Origin of the sequence: Bacillus sp. AF62 (assembly GCF_050312695.1) — a bacterium.
Classification (GTDB): domain Bacteria; phylum Bacillota; class Bacilli; order Bacillales; family Bacillaceae_G; genus Bacillus_A; species Bacillus_A cereus.
The window spans coordinates 1-14,325 of record NZ_JBNPJZ010000044.1 but is presented as its reverse complement, the minus strand read 5'-3'; the positions used below and the strand labels follow the sequence as shown (position 1 = coordinate 14,325).

Here is a 14,325-nt window from a genome sequence, read left to right as displayed (position 1 = left end):
TAGAAAAAAAGCTTGGCAAGCGCCAAGCTTTCTCCTTATAATTCTTTACCTTCTACTGGCAGTACATTTTTCACAGCTGCAACTACTTTCTCATCTTCTGAATCAGATAAGAAGATTGATATAGCACCTTTATCTTCACTTGTACGAATCAAACGCCCAATTCCTTGACGAAGTCGTAAAATCATATATGGTACATCTACATCCCAGAATGAATCATTTACGTGCTTACGTTTCGCTTCAAACACAGGATCGTTTGGAGGGAATGGTAATGACCAAATAATAACGTGTGATAATGATGAACCAGGAATATCTAAACCTTCCCATAAATGAACCGCACAAAGTACAGTCTCTTCTTCATTTTGGAAACGAGAAACGAGCTGGCTAATTTCCTGATCTCCTTCATATAAGAACGGAACCGACATTTGCTCCTTACTTACATACTCTTTGAACGCTGCAAGCTCTTGCGTTGTACGGAATAATACAAGCGTACGTCCATTTGTTTTTTGTATATTTTCAAGTGTATATTGACACTTTCTTTCCCATTCATTTTCTTTCGTATGCGATAGTAAGTTTACTGCCATTTGCTCTTCGTAATCAAACGGTGAAGCAACTGAGAATGATAAGTAATCTTTTACCCCTAGGCTATTAGCTGTAAACGCGAATGAATCATTGTTCGATAATGTCGCAGAAGAGAAAATATACGGTATTTTCTTCGAGAACACTTTCTCTTGTAATACTTCTTCAACTGCACGCGGCATAATCACTAACGTGAAGGCACCATCACCTTCTTCACCCCAAGTAATTACATTTTTCTCGTGCATGAACAGACGAAGTGAATGTTCTAATACATCTAAATGCTCATCAACAATATTTAAATCATACGTGTTTACTGTATGCATTTCACTTTCGAATACTAATGCATCTCCAACTTCACCAATTTTTGCATAAAGTCGTTTCGCTTCAGCTGTTACTTTTTCTGTCACAGTAATTTCTAAACGATCAGAACCGGCAATTTCTTTTTTGTTTTCTTGTAACACATCAAAGAATCGCTCTGTTTGCCAAATTGTTTCTTCTACTAAATGTGCAAACTCCTCACGAATATCGTTTTGTAGCAATCTCGTTAAAAGTTGCTCCATCATCGTTTGCTTTAAACGGTATGTTAAAGCTTTTTGAGCTGCATATTCTACAAGATGTCCTTCATCGAATACAACGCAGCTACTTTCTGGTAATAACGGAATTTGCCCTTCACGCTTACGAGCATCGTACGTCCAAATATGATCCATATAGAAATCTTGAGAACAAATAATTAAATCTGCTGCTTTACGATAATGTTCACGAGAAAGAGTTTGTCCACAACGATGACGAGAATCACAAGTAAAGCAATCTTGGAAGTAATCCCAATTTACTTTTGACCATTCTTCGTCATTTAAAAGTGGAAATTCTTTTCTGTCACCATAGTGAGTAAAGTTTTGCATCGTACCATGATCGAATACAAACTGTGGTAACTCGTAATATACGTCTTCAATTACTTCTGGAGCTCGTCCACTCATAACATCTTCAAGTTTACGTAAGCATAAATAATTATCCATTGATTTTGCAAGCCTTACATCAACAGATAGCCCTAATGCTTCAGATAACTTAGCGATGTCCCCTTCTTCTTTTACAAGCTGCTCAATTAACGTTTCATCTGCACAAGCAATAATAGCTGGTTTCCCAGTATAACGCGCGTAACAAATTGCATATAGAAGATATACAATTGTTTTCCCTGTTCCTACACCAGCTTCTGCGAACATAACTTTCTTTTCTTGGAAAGCGCGTTCTAACTGAAACGCCATAAAAATTTGTTCATCACGCTCTTCAAAGCCTTTTTCCGGAAGGATGTCGTAAAACACATCTCCAATCCACTCATTCAACTTATCATAAAAATTATCTTGTTTTCCTACTTCAAATGGTAATCTCTTCTCAGTAAACATCCTTAGCCTCCAACCAAAAAGTTTTTCTATAAAAAAATAATAGCAACTGCTACGCATATGTATGCATTTGCTTTCCCCTGTTGCAATACATAGAAATTCACGAAAAAAAATTTTCCTTTCGAAAAAGGAAAATTTTCTTCTATATTAATGACTTTAAATACCGTTTATCAATCGCTGTTTCATGTGAAAGAGCTGACAAATATTCTTCTTGTGCTTTTTGTATTTCATCTACAATCGCACCTTGACTATCCACTTCTTTTCCGAGCTCATCATACGTACGGTGAATAGCTTTTTGAATCATTGATAATTGGAAATTATCCATATCACTTCCTCCTTTACGCATTACATAATAGCCAGTATATGCGCGCTGGAGGAGTTTTATACTATGAATTACGCGGTGGACGTTTTCCGAAGTATTGGTAGTAATCTGTACGGATAAATCCGTTAAATAGTTTACGCTTCTTCGACGCATCTTTTCCGTAACACTTCTCAAATGCTTCGTAGCTTGTTAATACATACGCTGACCATGTATCTAACGGGCGGAATACTTGTCCCATTTCTTTATACAGTTGTTCAACGAGTGCTTTTTCACTTAAACGTTCTCCGTATGGAGGATTCGTTACAACGTAGCCATAATCCTCTTTTGTTGTGAAATCTTTTACTTGCATTTGTTTAAATGTAATTAAATCGCTTAAGCCTACTTCTTCTGCGTTATCTTGAGCAACTCGAATCATACGATGATCAATATCTGATCCAATGATTTGTAAGCGTTGATCATAGTTCGCTAAATCTTCAGCTTCTTGACGAGCTTCACGCCAGTTTTGTTTACCTACCCAGCCCCACTCGTCAGATGCGAAACCACGGTTAAATCCTGGTGCAATGTTTTGTCCAATTAATGCTGCTTCAATCGGAATTGTACCTGATCCACAGAATGGATCAACAAATGGACGATCTGGCTTCCAGTTTGTTAATTTAATTAAAGACGCAGCTAATGTTTCTTTTAACGGAGCTTCCCCTTGATCCATACGGTATCCACGTTTATGAAGTCCAACACCACTCGCATCAATTGTTAATGTTGCAATATCCTTGAGCATTGCAATCTCGATACGGAATAACGGACCATCTTCTTCAAACCAAGTTGTACGTTTATATGTTGTTTTTAATTTTTCAACGACAGCTTTTTTAACGATACGTTGGCAATCCGAAACACTGAATAATTCAGATTTTAAAGATTTACCGATAACAGGGAATTCGCCATTCTCTGGAATATAATCTCCCCAGTTTAATGCTTTCGTTTTTTCAAATAGCTCATCAAATGTTGTTGCTTTAAATTCGCCAACTTTAATTTTTACACGGTCCGCAGTACGCAACCATAAATTCGTACGACAAATCGCCTTTTCATCTGCTTCAAATGTTACTTTGCTGTTTTCTACTTGACATTCATAACCAAGATCGCGAACTTCTCGGGCAACTAACGCTTCAATACCCATTGCCGCTGTTGCAATTAAAGTAACTTTTCCCATTTGCATTCACCTCTTATGTATATTCAAACAATAATTAATAGCAATTGGTCCTATTAATCATTACATTTTACGAAAAATTTTCTCATTAACCATTTTAACTCATACTTTACAACTTCATACAAATAAAAAGCCCTCCTCTAACAAAGGAGAGCTGAGTTATTTCATAGTTGGTTCATAACGTTCTGTAAGCCATGTTCTGTTCCTTTGTACTACAAACGGCCCACGCCTCGTACTCCGGTGGCAATCATCTATCTACAGGTTATAAAACCTGTCCTTTCCCGTCGTTCATTTCCTTGGAAAAGATTCCCCTACCATTATTTGGGTTTCTCGCTCGTGGGGTTTACCTCGTTCCACTCCTATCATTTCTTCAAGGACTTCGTCACTGTGGCACTTTAAAGGTAGTCAAACCATATCCGAAAGGACTTAGGTTTTTTCCCTGCCGTTAAACCAGCCTTACAGCCAGAATACCCTAGCTTATGAATTGGCTAGGCACGAACACTACAGCCATCTCAGGCCGTGCGAGCATGGACTTTCCTCTACAACGTTGGCGTTGCAGCGATTACCCAAACGTTATGACATCCATTAGTATAGTGGAAACAAAAAGATTTTGCAACGTTTTTTTCTATGTAAAACGCTTAAACCTTTTCCCACCTTACATCATTCGTATAACTTACTTCCAAATACAGCTTTTTCTAAGTTAGATAAGCGTTTTAAAATATCCGTATTCGTGTTGTTATAAACCGGTTGTGCAACTGGTGTTTGTACAGGTTGTTGTGGAACTTGCGTTACTGCTAGTTTTTGTTCCTCTAATTCACGCTTTAAACGAGCATTTTGTTGCTTTAATTGCTCAAACTCTTTGTGGAAAGCTTCATAGTCTTTAATGATCATATCAAGAAACTTGTCTACTTCTTCTTGCTGATAACCTCTCATACCTGTTTTAAATTCTTTTTCTAAAATATCTTTCGCTGTTAATTTAATTTTATCCGAAATCATTTTCTTCACCTCAAATTTTTACCAAAACTTTCATTAACTAAATTTTTTCAGAAACAATGCTTTTTGTCAATCATATATACGAGTACTATATTACATATTACTCTGCATTATTCCACTGTTCCTCTTCTATTATATCTTGTAAATCAGAAAAAAGAATGAAATAACTGTGATAATTTTCTATTTCCCCTTTTTTCTTTGCTGCTTCTACAATATATTTGGGACTTCCTGGTTTTTCTTCATCATATACCGCTAAAAGCGCATCACTTTTTTCAATAAAAAATTGATTTTTTAATTTAAATTGTTCTGGGCTTTCATACTTCCGTTTCGTGATACTATCAACATGGTCTGCTTGAGAAAGAATAAATTCGTAATATTCACGATTATCTTCTTTCCAATTTTCTTCTTGTTCTAAAAACGGAGTAAATACCGCTAATTTTAAGTCTGGATATTCTACTTGAATTTCAAAAACAACTTCAGCAGCCCATAATTCTACACCTAACTGGCCGCTTATTATAACCCACTCTAAACCATCTTCTACAAAAGTGGTTAATTTACGGTATAATGCCTTTTTTATACACTCCACCCCTGGATGATCATTTTTAAATATTCCAAGTTCAAATGGCTTATATCCTGTTACTGCAATAACTTTCATATCAACACTCCAATTACAAAAAAAGAACTAGCATTTCGCTAGTTCTAACATATCATTTACTTTTTAAACATTCCACCAACGTTTGGTCCAATATTTGGACCGAATGGTGATACGTTTGGTCCAATATTCGGTCCGAATGGTGATACGTTTGGTCCAAACGGAGATACATTTGGTCCTGGACCAAATGGAGATACGTGATGTCCATGATGTCCATGATGTCCATGACCACACGGTCCACATCCACCGCCGAATCCTGGGTCGATTGGGTCCACAACATTTACATTTGAATTTGTTTGTGGGAAGAAGTTTTGGTTTTTAATTTGTTGATGATGTACATGTGTTGTATGTGTTGGGAAAATGTGTGGCACCACCGTTGTTGAAAAAGAGTGTGTTACGCATTGTTTCGTCGGATGAACGACAGGAGCAGTTGTACAAATAGGTCCTACAGGCTTATGCCCTCCAAAACAAGGATGACAATGATGCATAGTTTTTTCTCTCCTCTCTCGTTAAAAAAATCTGATTACACTTTACAGTATGAGAAAAGAGAGAAAGCCGATTGTTATATATACCCATTTATTACAAGGAAATTTGTCTAGTCCTTTATTTCATATACAATACTTTCATAGACAACCCTTCAACATTACTTACCAAAGAAGCCTCCAACTTGTTTTACAATACCTGTCACCTGATTCATCGCATTCATCATCTGGCCAGCTGTGTTCATCATTTTATTTACATCATAGTTACCATCTGATGTTTTAAATTGAGAAACAAAACTAGAAAACTGACTTGGCTGTTGTTGCTTTTGTTTACTCTGTGTCGGATACGGTTGTTTTGGTGGATAAAACATCCCTTGTTGATTAGCATAGGGCGCTTGTGGTGGCATATAATATTGTGAATTCATATAAGGCTGCTGCTGTTGTTGATTCATGTATGGTTGCTGAGCTTGTGATTGTTGAGCTTGATTCACATAAGGTTGCTGCTGTTGTGGTTGTTGGGCCTGATTTACATAAGGTTGCTGCTGTTGTTGAGCTTGATTCATAAATGACACTTCAAACGGTTGATAATAATTTTGATTTCCATAATAAGGCTCGAAAGGATACATATTATACCGTAAATATGTATCCGTATTATATTGGTACATATTTTGCTGTGCATATGGATTCGTTTGCTGATATACGTTAGATTGTTGAAACATGCATTCTCTCCTCCTTTACATAAGTTTCTACATATATAATATGTACCTATAAAATAATATGTGTGATGGAGTATCTGTCTATTTTTGTCGGAAGTTTAAATTTTTAAAAAATTAAAAAAGAAAACCCTTCCATGCTATGATAATTAAGAAGAAGATTCTCATAGGGGAGGAATCAACATGGTATTAGGGGATTTAAAACAAGCGTTTTCTCAAAAAAAGGGGTATTGCACAGAGAATGCAAATGAATTATTAGACTTTGCGAGACATTGGTATCTCGAAGGAAAAATATGCATATCAGATTATCGAACATTAATAAAAGAATTAGAAATAAACGGCGCAACAAAACCTACAACAATGACAGAAGCATAAAAATAACAAGAGGGTTCTCCCTCTTGTTATTTACATTGCTCAACTATATTTTGCAAAGTATACGAAACGGCTTGGTGTGTTTCAAAGAATCGTTTACCTTTACCTTTATTTACAAAGCATTGTAACACATTCGTTTGTAAATTATCGTATACTTGATCAATTTGCTGTACATGTATATACTTTGGCTTTTCTTCTTTAATCCACGTATAAGCTAATTCTTTCCACTTCTCTAATTCCTCATCTACCATATCTACAAACGGTTTCATATCCTTATAAAAGTCGTATTCGGTTAGTTCTCTTTTTTTTACATTCGCTTCATTATTATACTGCATGAGTTTTTCTGAAGACTGTATTAATGATTCATTCTTCATTTCTTTCCCACCTTATTATGCACTCACTACGACGTTTTGAAATGTCTTTACCCAATTCCCTTTTTCTTCGTGATGCACTAATTTATTTTCCATATGTTCAATATGCATTTCTGTTATTTCTATCTTATTGCATATTTTTTCACTCGCATCCTTTAATGCATGATTCATTCTAATCCCTATATTCATTTCCAGCAAATCGAGAGAACTTAACATTTGATCCATTTTTTTCATTACATCTTCCTTCTGAACCATCGCCATATACAAAACGCCTCCTTCTTTGCTTTTCCTTTGTCATGTAATTTCGCCGAATGATTCACCACTCCTGCCCACATGACAAAACTAGTTGTTATTCGTCAAAGAAATCATTTCGTATGTCATTTATAGAAATGGTAACAATACAAAAAGGAGGTGTATTACAATGGCAAAGAACAAAAATGAAAAAAAGAAAAACCAAAACAAACAACAAAATAAACCTGAGACTGGCAATCCAAAGCTAGATGGTCCAAACTTCCCTGCTACATAAAGCGAGACTTTATTACGAACAGGTAGATTTCAAATCATCCTTAATCTCCTACTAGCATTACGTTTTGAAATTAAAGTTGTAGCACGCATAGCAGGATTGTTTCAAATTAAGAAGTCCCGTCTTCAAAATGGAAGACGGGACTTCTTTTTTATTATATCATGAACTCATCCATCCTTTTAGCAAAACGATTTACGATAGATAGCCTATAGATTTGTTCTCTCTTTCTTCTATACCATTCTGTTATATTAACTTCCTCTTTAGGTTCTTCAAGTACAAATAGCACATTCATTTTCATATTTGCACAAAACCAATCTCTCATTTTTATTTCTTCATGTAAAATAACAGGATAAATATCTCTAAGTGTTGGCGTATAAGACTTTCGAGTTTCCTGTGCGTAAACTTCATAATCTTCTCTAGACCCAGTATGTGTAGTTTGCAATGCAAACTTATAAAACGAACCATTATAAATTGGATGAAATAATAACCATGCTAATTTTTTTCCTAGTTCTATACGCTGCTGTAACGTTTCAAATTGATAAACCGAAAATCCATACATCCTCCCTTCAATTGTTGGGAAGATAACTGCACTAATATGAAATCTTTCTTGTACTTTAAAAAGTGCAGTATGGAATACATGTTTTTTAAAGAATGTGTTCTCAATGACTGGTTTTTGAATTTTATTTTGTTCATTTATAATAAGCGCTGTCATAAGCCTATTCATATCTCTTCTTTCCCAGAAAAGTAACCATTCTTTTTCCATAAAAATTGATACGCTGAAATATTGCAACAAATGAAAGAGAGGTGCCCGTCTCTTCTTACTTTCCTCATACAATAATAGCTGAGGAAATGCATCTAAGAAAATAATCCAATTAGCTTGTTCGTACAGAAGAAATAAATGTTTTTTTACCGTTTCAGGTAATACAGTGGCATAATATCTCCCTTCTAAATCAGTCATATTCCATCCCGCATTTCTCGAAACCATACTCGCTAAAAAGGCCCACCTGATTTCACTATTTCTTAAATAATATTCGTGATAAGATTGTGTCCGAGAAATATTGTCCACATTAGCTATTTCTGTTTTCTTTTTAATATTGCGAATGATCGCTTTTTCTTTCTCTGTACAAAAATTTTTTTCTCGATTTTGTTTAATTTTCATATAATCATTCCATGTAAACATAAATAAGTCATCATACCTTTCATCAAAAAGGTCACATCTTTTTTCATTTTTTGATATAATCACCTTTGTAAGTAATTCTTAGCAAGTTGGGAGTGGACACACTATGACCATTCGTTACCCAAATGGAAAAAGGTATAATCAAGCTTCACAACCTCAAAAAACACCTATAAAAACACATACTTATAGTAATAGAGGTATGTCCCTTGAAGAGGAATTGAATGAAACAAATCAATATTACTTAACCCATAATATTGCATGTGTACATAAAAAGCCTACACCTCTTCAAATTGTAAAAGTAGATTACCCCGCTCGAAGTGCTGCAGTGGTAAAAGAAGCGTATTTTAAACAACCTTCTACGACAGATTACAACGGTGTATACAAAGGGAAATACATCGATTTTGAAGCAAAGGAAACAAAAAATAAAACTAGTTTCCCACTTCAAAACTTCCACCTTCATCAAATAGAACATATGAAGCAAGTGGTTGCTCATAATGGAATTGCATTTGTCATTATTAAATTTACACTTTTTGATGAATTTTATTTATTAGATGCAAAACATATTATTGCATTTTGGAATCGTCAAAATACAGGTGGACGCAAGTCGATTACGAAAGAAGAAATAGAAGAGCATGGATCCTTATTATCATGCGGTTATCACCCTCGGATTGACTATATCCGTGTACTAGACACGGTTTATTTTTCGTGATAGAGTCATCACTAAGGCTCTTTTTTCGACTTTTGGGGGAGAGAATGAAAGGTAGGAGAAAGTATAATGTCAGATAATTATCGTTCTCGTACAGAACGAAATCATGTAAAAAATCAAGAGAAAAAAACAAATAAAGAAGAAAAACCAAAGAAAAAAGGCTCCTTTTTCAAGAAATTCCTTATAGGTTGTCTACTTCTTGGTATCGTTGGTCTTGTAGCCGGCGTTTCCGCTTTCTTTGTTATGGTAAAGGACGCTCCAAAATTAGATAAATCCAAACTTGTTAATCCTTTATCAACAAAGTTTCTTGATAAAAACGGAAATTTCTTCTATGAATACGGTGCTGAAAAACGAACGCATGTTACTTATGATCAAATTCCAAAAGTAGTTGAAAATGCATTCCTTGCAACTGAGGATTCGCGTTTCTATGATCATAATGGAATTGACTTTAAACGAACTACAAAAGCAGTTATGGAAAATGTCACTGGTGGTTTCGGTTCCCAAGGTGGTAGTACGATTACACAGCAAGTCGTTAAGAACTATTTTCTAACGATGGATAAAACCGCTAAGAGAAAAGTACAAGAATGGTACTTATCTTATAAATTAGAGCAACAATACTCTAAACATGAGATTTTAGAAATGTACTTAAATAAGATTAATTTAGGTAACCGTTCATATGGTATTGCGACAGCAGCGCAAAAATATTATGGTAAAGATTTAAAAGACTTGCAATTACATGAAGCTGCTATGCTCGCTGGTTTACCCCAAGGTCCAAACATTTATGATCCAACAAAAAAGGAAAATGTTGAACGAGCAACAAATCGTCGTAATGTCGTATTATCATTAATGAATCGACATGGTTATATAACAAAAGAAGAAATGAATAACGCCGTTAAGATTCCAGTAACTGAGGGCCTTCAACCGTCTTCAGAAGTAACTGAGATGAAGTATCAAGCATTTTTAGATGCGGTTGTAAAAGAAGTTGTAAAAGAATATCCTGATGTAAATATCGGTTCAGATGGTTTAACGATTCATACAACACTTGATCAAGATGCTCAAGATTACGCCGACAAAATTATGGATGGCAATCTTATTAAGTATCCGGACGATCAATTCCAAGGGTCATTCGTATTTATGGATACACAGTCTGGAGAAGTTCGAGCAATTGGTGCTGGACGTAAAGAAAGTAAGTCTACTTTCAAAGGTCATAATATGGCAACTGATTTAAAACGCCAAGTTGGTTCAACAATGAAACCAATTTTCGACTACGGTCCGGCAATTGAAAATTTACAATGGTCTACATACCATCAATTAAACGACTCAGAGTATACGTATTCCAATGGTAAGAAAATACAAAATGCAACAAAGAGTTACAAAGGTGACGTTTCACTACGTGAAGCTTTGAAAAAGTCATTAAACATTCCAGCTTTAAAGACAGCACAAACAGTTGGTCTTAATAAGTCAAAAGAATTTGCTGAAGGTTTAGGCATGACCTTTAAAGAAGGAAAAGTCTACGAATCAACAGCAATCGGTAGTAACGATAGTTCTCCATTAGAAGTAGCAGGTGCATATGCAACCTTTGGTAATAGTGGTAACTATAATAAACCACACTTCGTAAAAGAAGTAACCTTCCCGGACGGGAAAAAGAAAAGCTTTAAACCGAAAGAACATCGCGCAATGCAAGACTATACAGCTTATATGGTTACTGACGTTCTTCGTGACGTAGTAAAACCTGGTTCTGGTGGTACAGGTCCAACAGCATACGTTTCAGGTGTTGACGTAGCAGGTAAAACAGGAACACAAAACTTTGATGAATCAGTTCTTCAAAAATATGACATCCCAGCTGATGCAAACAGAGATAGCTGGTTTGCTGGATATACGCCACAATACACAATGGCTGTTTGGACCGGTTACGAAAAAGATGGTCCAAAAAATTATGTTAGCGATCGCTCCACTAGAATTGCACAGCAAATGTTCCAAGTAATGATGAGCAAATTCGCTACAGATAAATCACGCTTTGAACGTCCTTCTTCTGTACAAGAAATAAACGGAGAGTTATACGTAAAAGGTGCGAAAAAAGATGCAATTAAACAAATTAAAGTAGATGCTCCTAGTGGTCTGAATGTCACTTTTGATGGCGCTAGCACAGTTACACTAAACTGGTCTGGACCAGCAGAAGTTGATGCATATGCAGCCAGCTATAAAGCAACTGACGGTTCAAGTGGTAGCCTATCAATAAGTGGTACGACAGCTACTCTTGGTGGTATTAAACCAGGTGTTACTTACAGCTTCTCTGTAGTAGCGAAAAAAGGCACTGGAACAAGCCCAGCAGTTGGTGCATCCTTCACTGCGCCTGGCGGAACTCCAGATGCGAAAAAAGCTGAAGAAGATGCTAAGAAAAAGGCCGATGAAGAAGCTAAGAAAAAAGCTGATGAGGAAGCCCAGAAAAAGGCTAATGAAGATAAAGTAAAACAAGACGAAGCTAAGAAAAAAGCTGATGAAGAGGCTAAGAAACAACAAGAACAGCAACAAGAACAACAACGTAAACAGCAAGAAGAAGCTCAAAAGAAAGCTGATGAGGAAGCTAGAAGAAAAGCTGAAGAAGAAGCTAAGAAAAAAGCTGAAGAAGAAGCTAAGAAGAAAGCTGAAGAAGAGGCCAAGAAAAAAGCTGAAGAAGAAGCTAAGAAACAACAAGAACAGCAACATCAAAATACCGGAGGAGATACACCTCACGCAGACGGTACTGTTATTACAACAGAGTCCTAATAAACAAAAAAGAAGTCCGTTTCTCTTAACGAGAAGCGGACTTCTTTTTTGTTATCATTTTCTTTACATATAGCTTTTCTATTTCGATATACAACTGCGCTAATTGAATATAAGAATGATAATTACTCGGTTTCTTTATTATGAATGAATATCTTTCCATAAAATTAACAGGTTGCACTTTTAATTTATTCGTATTTATTTGCATTTCATTCAAACTATGAACAGGTTGCTCATTTAGCCAATAGACAACCGATAACAAGTGAGCTGCAAAAAGAATCATTGGCCCCTCAGCCTCTTGCTTATTTCTATTTCGAAACAGTATAGCAATGTCTTCATGCTTATTTTTCCATACATTCAACATCGCTGGAATACTGTTTTCAATTTCCTTCCATGGCTCATACTGTCTTTCAATATCAAATATAAAGTAATTATTTTGTATTATTTCTTCAAAAGAATCGTCTGTATGATACTCAATTGAATTTACGCTTTCTTTAAAAAATGGTAAGCAGTGAAATTCTTTCGGTATTTCTATAACTCGCTCCATCCCTTATTTCACCTTCATTCGCTTCTTTCCTTCACGACATACTTCTAACAGTCTGCACTCCTCACATTGCGGTCGTTGTGCTTTACAATGATAACGTCCAAAGAAAATCATACGATGATGCGTAACCCCCCACTCATCCATCGGTACTTTCTTCATTAACGTTTTTTCTACTTCTAACACAGAATCTTTCCATCTACAAATCGCTAATCGTTTACTCACTCGCTCCACATGTGTATCGACAGCAATTGCAGGAATCCCAAACGCTACGGAAACTACAACATTCGCTGTTTTCCTTCCTACACCGGGTAATTTCGTAAGTTCATCTCGATCGCTCGGTACCTCCCCATTATAGTCATCTAATAACATTCGGCATAATTTTTGAATGTTTTTTGCTTTATTTCTATACAATCCGATAGAGCGTATATCTTGTTGTAATTCTTCTAGAGAAACACTTAAATAATCTTCTGGTGTTTTATATTTTTGAAATAAATTTCTTGTCACTTTATTTACAAGTACATCTGTACATTGTGCAGATAACGCCACCGCGATTACAAGTTCAAATGGATTATCATGAACCAATTCACAATGCGCTTCTGGATACATATCCGCCATTGTGTCTAAACAATAACGGATTTGCGTTTTGTTAAGCATATTTCTCCTCCTATATTACTGCTCCAACCAATTATAAAAAGGCACTTTTCCAGTAAATTTCGTCTCTTGTTTTGTCATTTGTTGTGCTCTTTGTTGATTCGCTCTAAATTTTTGACCTTGATTTTGAGCCTGATCTACCGTTTTAATTCCATTCTTTTTCCACTCAAATAAAATACGATCAATATATCGGAAATTTAGTTTCCCACTCATTACAGCTTCTCTAAGAGCTGCCTGAATTAAATTTGGATGATGTTGATCTTGGTCCTCCCACATTCCTAACGTTTCACATTCGAACGGCGAAAGTGGTCTTCCAAATTCTTTTTCAAATACTGTATATAAATTTACTTGCAGCTGTTTTTTTTCTTTTTGATCTTCCTCTATTGATTCATCCATTAAGAAATGTAATATTTTTTCCCATAACGGTTGTAAAGAATAACTTTCGCACATCATTGCTTCTGATCTTTGTCCACCTTCTAGTGATAAAAAACCTTTTTGAATCAACGCTTGAATTACTTCCATACATTTCATTTCCGTTATCGTCATCCGTTCAGAAATCTCTGAAGGAGTCGGAAACGAATTACCTGATTCTAAAAATGTGTGTACATGAAGTACAACCATAAATTCCGTCTCATTTAAACCTAATTTTTTATAATGCATCATAAGCAATTTTGGAATTGCAATGCTTCCCTGCTCAAACCACTGTAGCATCATTTTCTTTTTCATCACCAAACACCTCGCTCTCTAGTATAACACACCTTTAGCTATTTCTTTTTGCCACAATTCGTCAAAAAAACCTCCCCATCAATGAACTGGACCCAAAAAGTTGGACACATATTTAAGCAGCTAATAAGGATTGAACTCTGTATTGTACAGGGGGCAATC

17 protein-coding genes and 1 other RNA gene are annotated in these 14,325 nt (G+C 35.7%); 4 read left to right on the top strand and 14 right to left on the bottom strand.

Annotation, left to right across the window (positions count from 1 at the left end; translation table 11 throughout):
- Nucleotides 1-35: 35 nt before the first annotated feature.
- The 8 genes from ACQRBL_RS07585 to ACQRBL_RS07550 all read right to left on the bottom strand — a co-directional run bounded on the left by ACQRBL_RS07585 (nt 36) and on the right by ACQRBL_RS07550 (nt 6,339).
- Nucleotides 36-1,973, bottom strand: coding sequence for an ATP-dependent DNA helicase (locus tag ACQRBL_RS07585; protein WP_000493704.1), 1,938 nt, complete (start codon nt 1,971-1,973; stop codon nt 36-38).
- A 139-nt stretch (nt 1,974-2,112) separates the two neighbouring features.
- Complete coding sequence (locus ACQRBL_RS07580) at nt 2,113-2,295, bottom strand: DUF3921 domain-containing protein (protein WP_000368570.1); 183 nt, start codon at nt 2,293-2,295, stop codon at nt 2,113-2,115.
- A 61-nt stretch (nt 2,296-2,356) separates the two neighbouring features.
- Nucleotides 2,357-3,496 carry a THUMP domain-containing class I SAM-dependent RNA methyltransferase gene (locus tag ACQRBL_RS07575; protein WP_000521227.1) on the bottom strand — a complete coding sequence of 380 codons (1,140 nt, stop codon included), beginning with the start codon at nt 3,494-3,496 and terminating at the stop codon, nt 2,357-2,359.
- Nucleotides 3,497-3,676: 180 nt separating this feature from the next.
- Nucleotides 3,677-4,067, bottom strand: an RNA gene (gene rnpB, locus ACQRBL_RS07570) — RNase P RNA component class B.
- 86 nt (nt 4,068-4,153) lie between these two features.
- On the bottom strand, nt 4,154-4,489 hold the full coding sequence (gene gpsB, locus ACQRBL_RS07565) for a cell division regulator GpsB (RefSeq protein ID WP_000622431.1): 336 nt from the start codon (nt 4,487-4,489) through the stop codon (nt 4,154-4,156).
- Between the two features lie 97 nt (nt 4,490-4,586).
- On the bottom strand, nt 4,587-5,141 hold the full coding sequence (locus tag ACQRBL_RS07560) for a DUF1273 domain-containing protein (protein WP_000862925.1): 555 nt from the start codon (nt 5,139-5,141) through the stop codon (nt 4,587-4,589).
- Between the two features lie 56 nt (nt 5,142-5,197).
- Nucleotides 5,198-5,626: a CotD family spore coat protein gene (locus tag ACQRBL_RS07555; protein WP_000546290.1), complete on the bottom strand. Its 429-nt coding sequence runs from the start codon at nt 5,624-5,626 to the stop codon at nt 5,198-5,200.
- 155 nt (nt 5,627-5,781) lie between these two features.
- Nucleotides 5,782-6,339 carry a YppG family protein gene (locus ACQRBL_RS07550; protein WP_065228538.1) on the bottom strand — a complete coding sequence of 186 codons (558 nt, stop codon included), beginning with the start codon at nt 6,337-6,339 and terminating at the stop codon, nt 5,782-5,784.
- 177 nt (nt 6,340-6,516) lie between these two features.
- Here ACQRBL_RS07550 and ACQRBL_RS07545 point away from each other — a divergent pair, with 177 nt between their 5' ends.
- Nucleotides 6,517-6,708, top strand: coding sequence for a YppF family protein (locus ACQRBL_RS07545; RefSeq protein ID WP_000242652.1), 192 nt, complete (start codon nt 6,517-6,519; stop codon nt 6,706-6,708).
- A 26-nt stretch (nt 6,709-6,734) separates the two neighbouring features.
- Here the strand turns inward: ACQRBL_RS07545 and ACQRBL_RS07540 are convergent, their stop codons facing one another.
- Nucleotides 6,735-7,079, bottom strand: coding sequence for a YppE family protein (locus ACQRBL_RS07540; protein ID WP_000787408.1), 345 nt, complete (start codon nt 7,077-7,079; stop codon nt 6,735-6,737).
- Nucleotides 7,080-7,094: 15 nt separating this feature from the next.
- Complete coding sequence (locus tag ACQRBL_RS07535) at nt 7,095-7,337, bottom strand: hypothetical protein (RefSeq protein ID WP_001252036.1); 243 nt, start codon at nt 7,335-7,337, stop codon at nt 7,095-7,097.
- Between the two features lie 85 nt (nt 7,338-7,422).
- On the opposite strand from ACQRBL_RS07535, the gene ACQRBL_RS07530 reads away from it, so the two are divergent.
- Complete coding sequence (locus tag ACQRBL_RS07530; RefSeq protein WP_001987054.1) at nt 7,423-7,602, top strand: hypothetical protein; 180 nt, start codon at nt 7,423-7,425, stop codon at nt 7,600-7,602.
- Nucleotides 7,603-7,753: 151 nt separating this feature from the next.
- Here the strand turns inward: ACQRBL_RS07530 and ACQRBL_RS07525 are convergent, their stop codons facing one another.
- Complete coding sequence (locus tag ACQRBL_RS07525) at nt 7,754-8,779, bottom strand: DUF2515 domain-containing protein (RefSeq protein WP_000495657.1); 1,026 nt, start codon at nt 8,777-8,779, stop codon at nt 7,754-7,756.
- 103 nt (nt 8,780-8,882) lie between these two features.
- On the opposite strand from ACQRBL_RS07525, the gene recU reads away from it, so the two are divergent.
- Both recU and ACQRBL_RS07515 read left to right on the top strand, forming a co-directional pair.
- Nucleotides 8,883-9,485 (top strand): Holliday junction resolvase RecU, encoded by a 603-nt coding sequence (gene recU, locus ACQRBL_RS07520; protein ID WP_000155599.1) that lies wholly within the window; start codon nt 8,883-8,885, stop codon nt 9,483-9,485.
- Nucleotides 9,486-9,551: 66 nt separating this feature from the next.
- Nucleotides 9,552-12,248, top strand: a complete 2,697-nt coding sequence (locus ACQRBL_RS07515; RefSeq protein ID WP_411996296.1) for a PBP1A family penicillin-binding protein — start codon at nt 9,552-9,554, stop codon at nt 12,246-12,248.
- 25 nt (nt 12,249-12,273) lie between these two features.
- Here ACQRBL_RS07515 and ACQRBL_RS07510 read toward each other — a convergent pair whose 3' ends face one another.
- The 3 genes from ACQRBL_RS07510 to dnaD are packed head-to-tail and all read right to left on the bottom strand — an operon-like array spanning nt 12,274 to nt 14,166.
- The gene (locus ACQRBL_RS07510; RefSeq protein ID WP_411996297.1) at nt 12,274-12,792 is read right to left on the bottom strand and encodes a YpoC family protein; all 519 of its coding nucleotides are present in this window, start codon (nt 12,790-12,792) and stop codon (nt 12,274-12,276) included.
- A gap of 3 nt (nt 12,793-12,795) precedes the next feature.
- Nucleotides 12,796-13,443, bottom strand: coding sequence for an endonuclease III (gene nth, locus ACQRBL_RS07505; RefSeq protein ID WP_000933035.1), 648 nt, complete (start codon nt 13,441-13,443; stop codon nt 12,796-12,798).
- A gap of 15 nt (nt 13,444-13,458) precedes the next feature.
- Nucleotides 13,459-14,166: a DNA replication protein DnaD gene (gene dnaD, locus ACQRBL_RS07500; protein WP_071730798.1), complete on the bottom strand. Its 708-nt coding sequence runs from the start codon at nt 14,164-14,166 to the stop codon at nt 13,459-13,461.
- Between the last annotated feature and the right edge of the window lie 159 nt (nt 14,167-14,325).

What these genes read in the sequence shown, in the direction of transcription:
- ACQRBL_RS07585 (WP_000493704.1), bottom strand. Translation starts at nt 1,973, where the DNA reads ATGTTTACTGAGAAGAGATTACCATTTGAAGTAGGAAAACAAGATAAT.
- ACQRBL_RS07580 (WP_000368570.1), bottom strand. Translation starts at nt 2,295, where the DNA reads ATGGATAATTTCCAATTATCAATGATTCAAAAAGCTATTCACCGTACG.
- ACQRBL_RS07575 (WP_000521227.1), bottom strand. Translation starts at nt 3,496, where the DNA reads ATGGGAAAAGTTACTTTAATTGCAACAGCGGCAATGGGTATTGAAGCG.
- gpsB (WP_000622431.1), bottom strand. Translation starts at nt 4,489, where the DNA reads ATGATTTCGGATAAAATTAAATTAACAGCGAAAGATATTTTAGAAAAA.
- ACQRBL_RS07560 (WP_000862925.1), bottom strand. Translation starts at nt 5,141, where the DNA reads ATGAAAGTTATTGCAGTAACAGGATATAAGCCATTTGAACTTGGAATA.
- ACQRBL_RS07555 (WP_000546290.1), bottom strand. Translation starts at nt 5,626, where the DNA reads ATGCATCATTGTCATCCTTGTTTTGGAGGGCATAAGCCTGTAGGACCT.
- ACQRBL_RS07550 (WP_065228538.1), bottom strand. Translation starts at nt 6,339, where the DNA reads ATGTTTCAACAATCTAACGTATATCAGCAAACGAATCCATATGCACAG.
- ACQRBL_RS07545 (WP_000242652.1), top strand. Translation starts at nt 6,517, where the DNA reads ATGGTATTAGGGGATTTAAAACAAGCGTTTTCTCAAAAAAAGGGGTAT.
- ACQRBL_RS07540 (WP_000787408.1), bottom strand. Translation starts at nt 7,079, where the DNA reads ATGAAGAATGAATCATTAATACAGTCTTCAGAAAAACTCATGCAGTAT.
- ACQRBL_RS07535 (WP_001252036.1), bottom strand. Translation starts at nt 7,337, where the DNA reads ATGGCGATGGTTCAGAAGGAAGATGTAATGAAAAAAATGGATCAAATG.
- ACQRBL_RS07525 (WP_000495657.1), bottom strand. Translation starts at nt 8,779, where the DNA reads ATGTTTACATGGAATGATTATATGAAAATTAAACAAAATCGAGAAAAA.
- recU (WP_000155599.1), top strand. Translation starts at nt 8,883, where the DNA reads ATGACCATTCGTTACCCAAATGGAAAAAGGTATAATCAAGCTTCACAA.
- ACQRBL_RS07515 (WP_411996296.1), top strand. Translation starts at nt 9,552, where the DNA reads ATGTCAGATAATTATCGTTCTCGTACAGAACGAAATCATGTAAAAAAT.
- ACQRBL_RS07510 (WP_411996297.1), bottom strand. Translation starts at nt 12,792, where the DNA reads ATGGAGCGAGTTATAGAAATACCGAAAGAATTTCACTGCTTACCATTT.
- nth (WP_000933035.1), bottom strand. Translation starts at nt 13,443, where the DNA reads ATGCTTAACAAAACGCAAATCCGTTATTGTTTAGACACAATGGCGGAT.
- dnaD (WP_071730798.1), bottom strand. Translation starts at nt 14,166, where the DNA reads ATGAAAAAGAAAATGATGCTACAGTGGTTTGAGCAGGGAAGCATTGCA.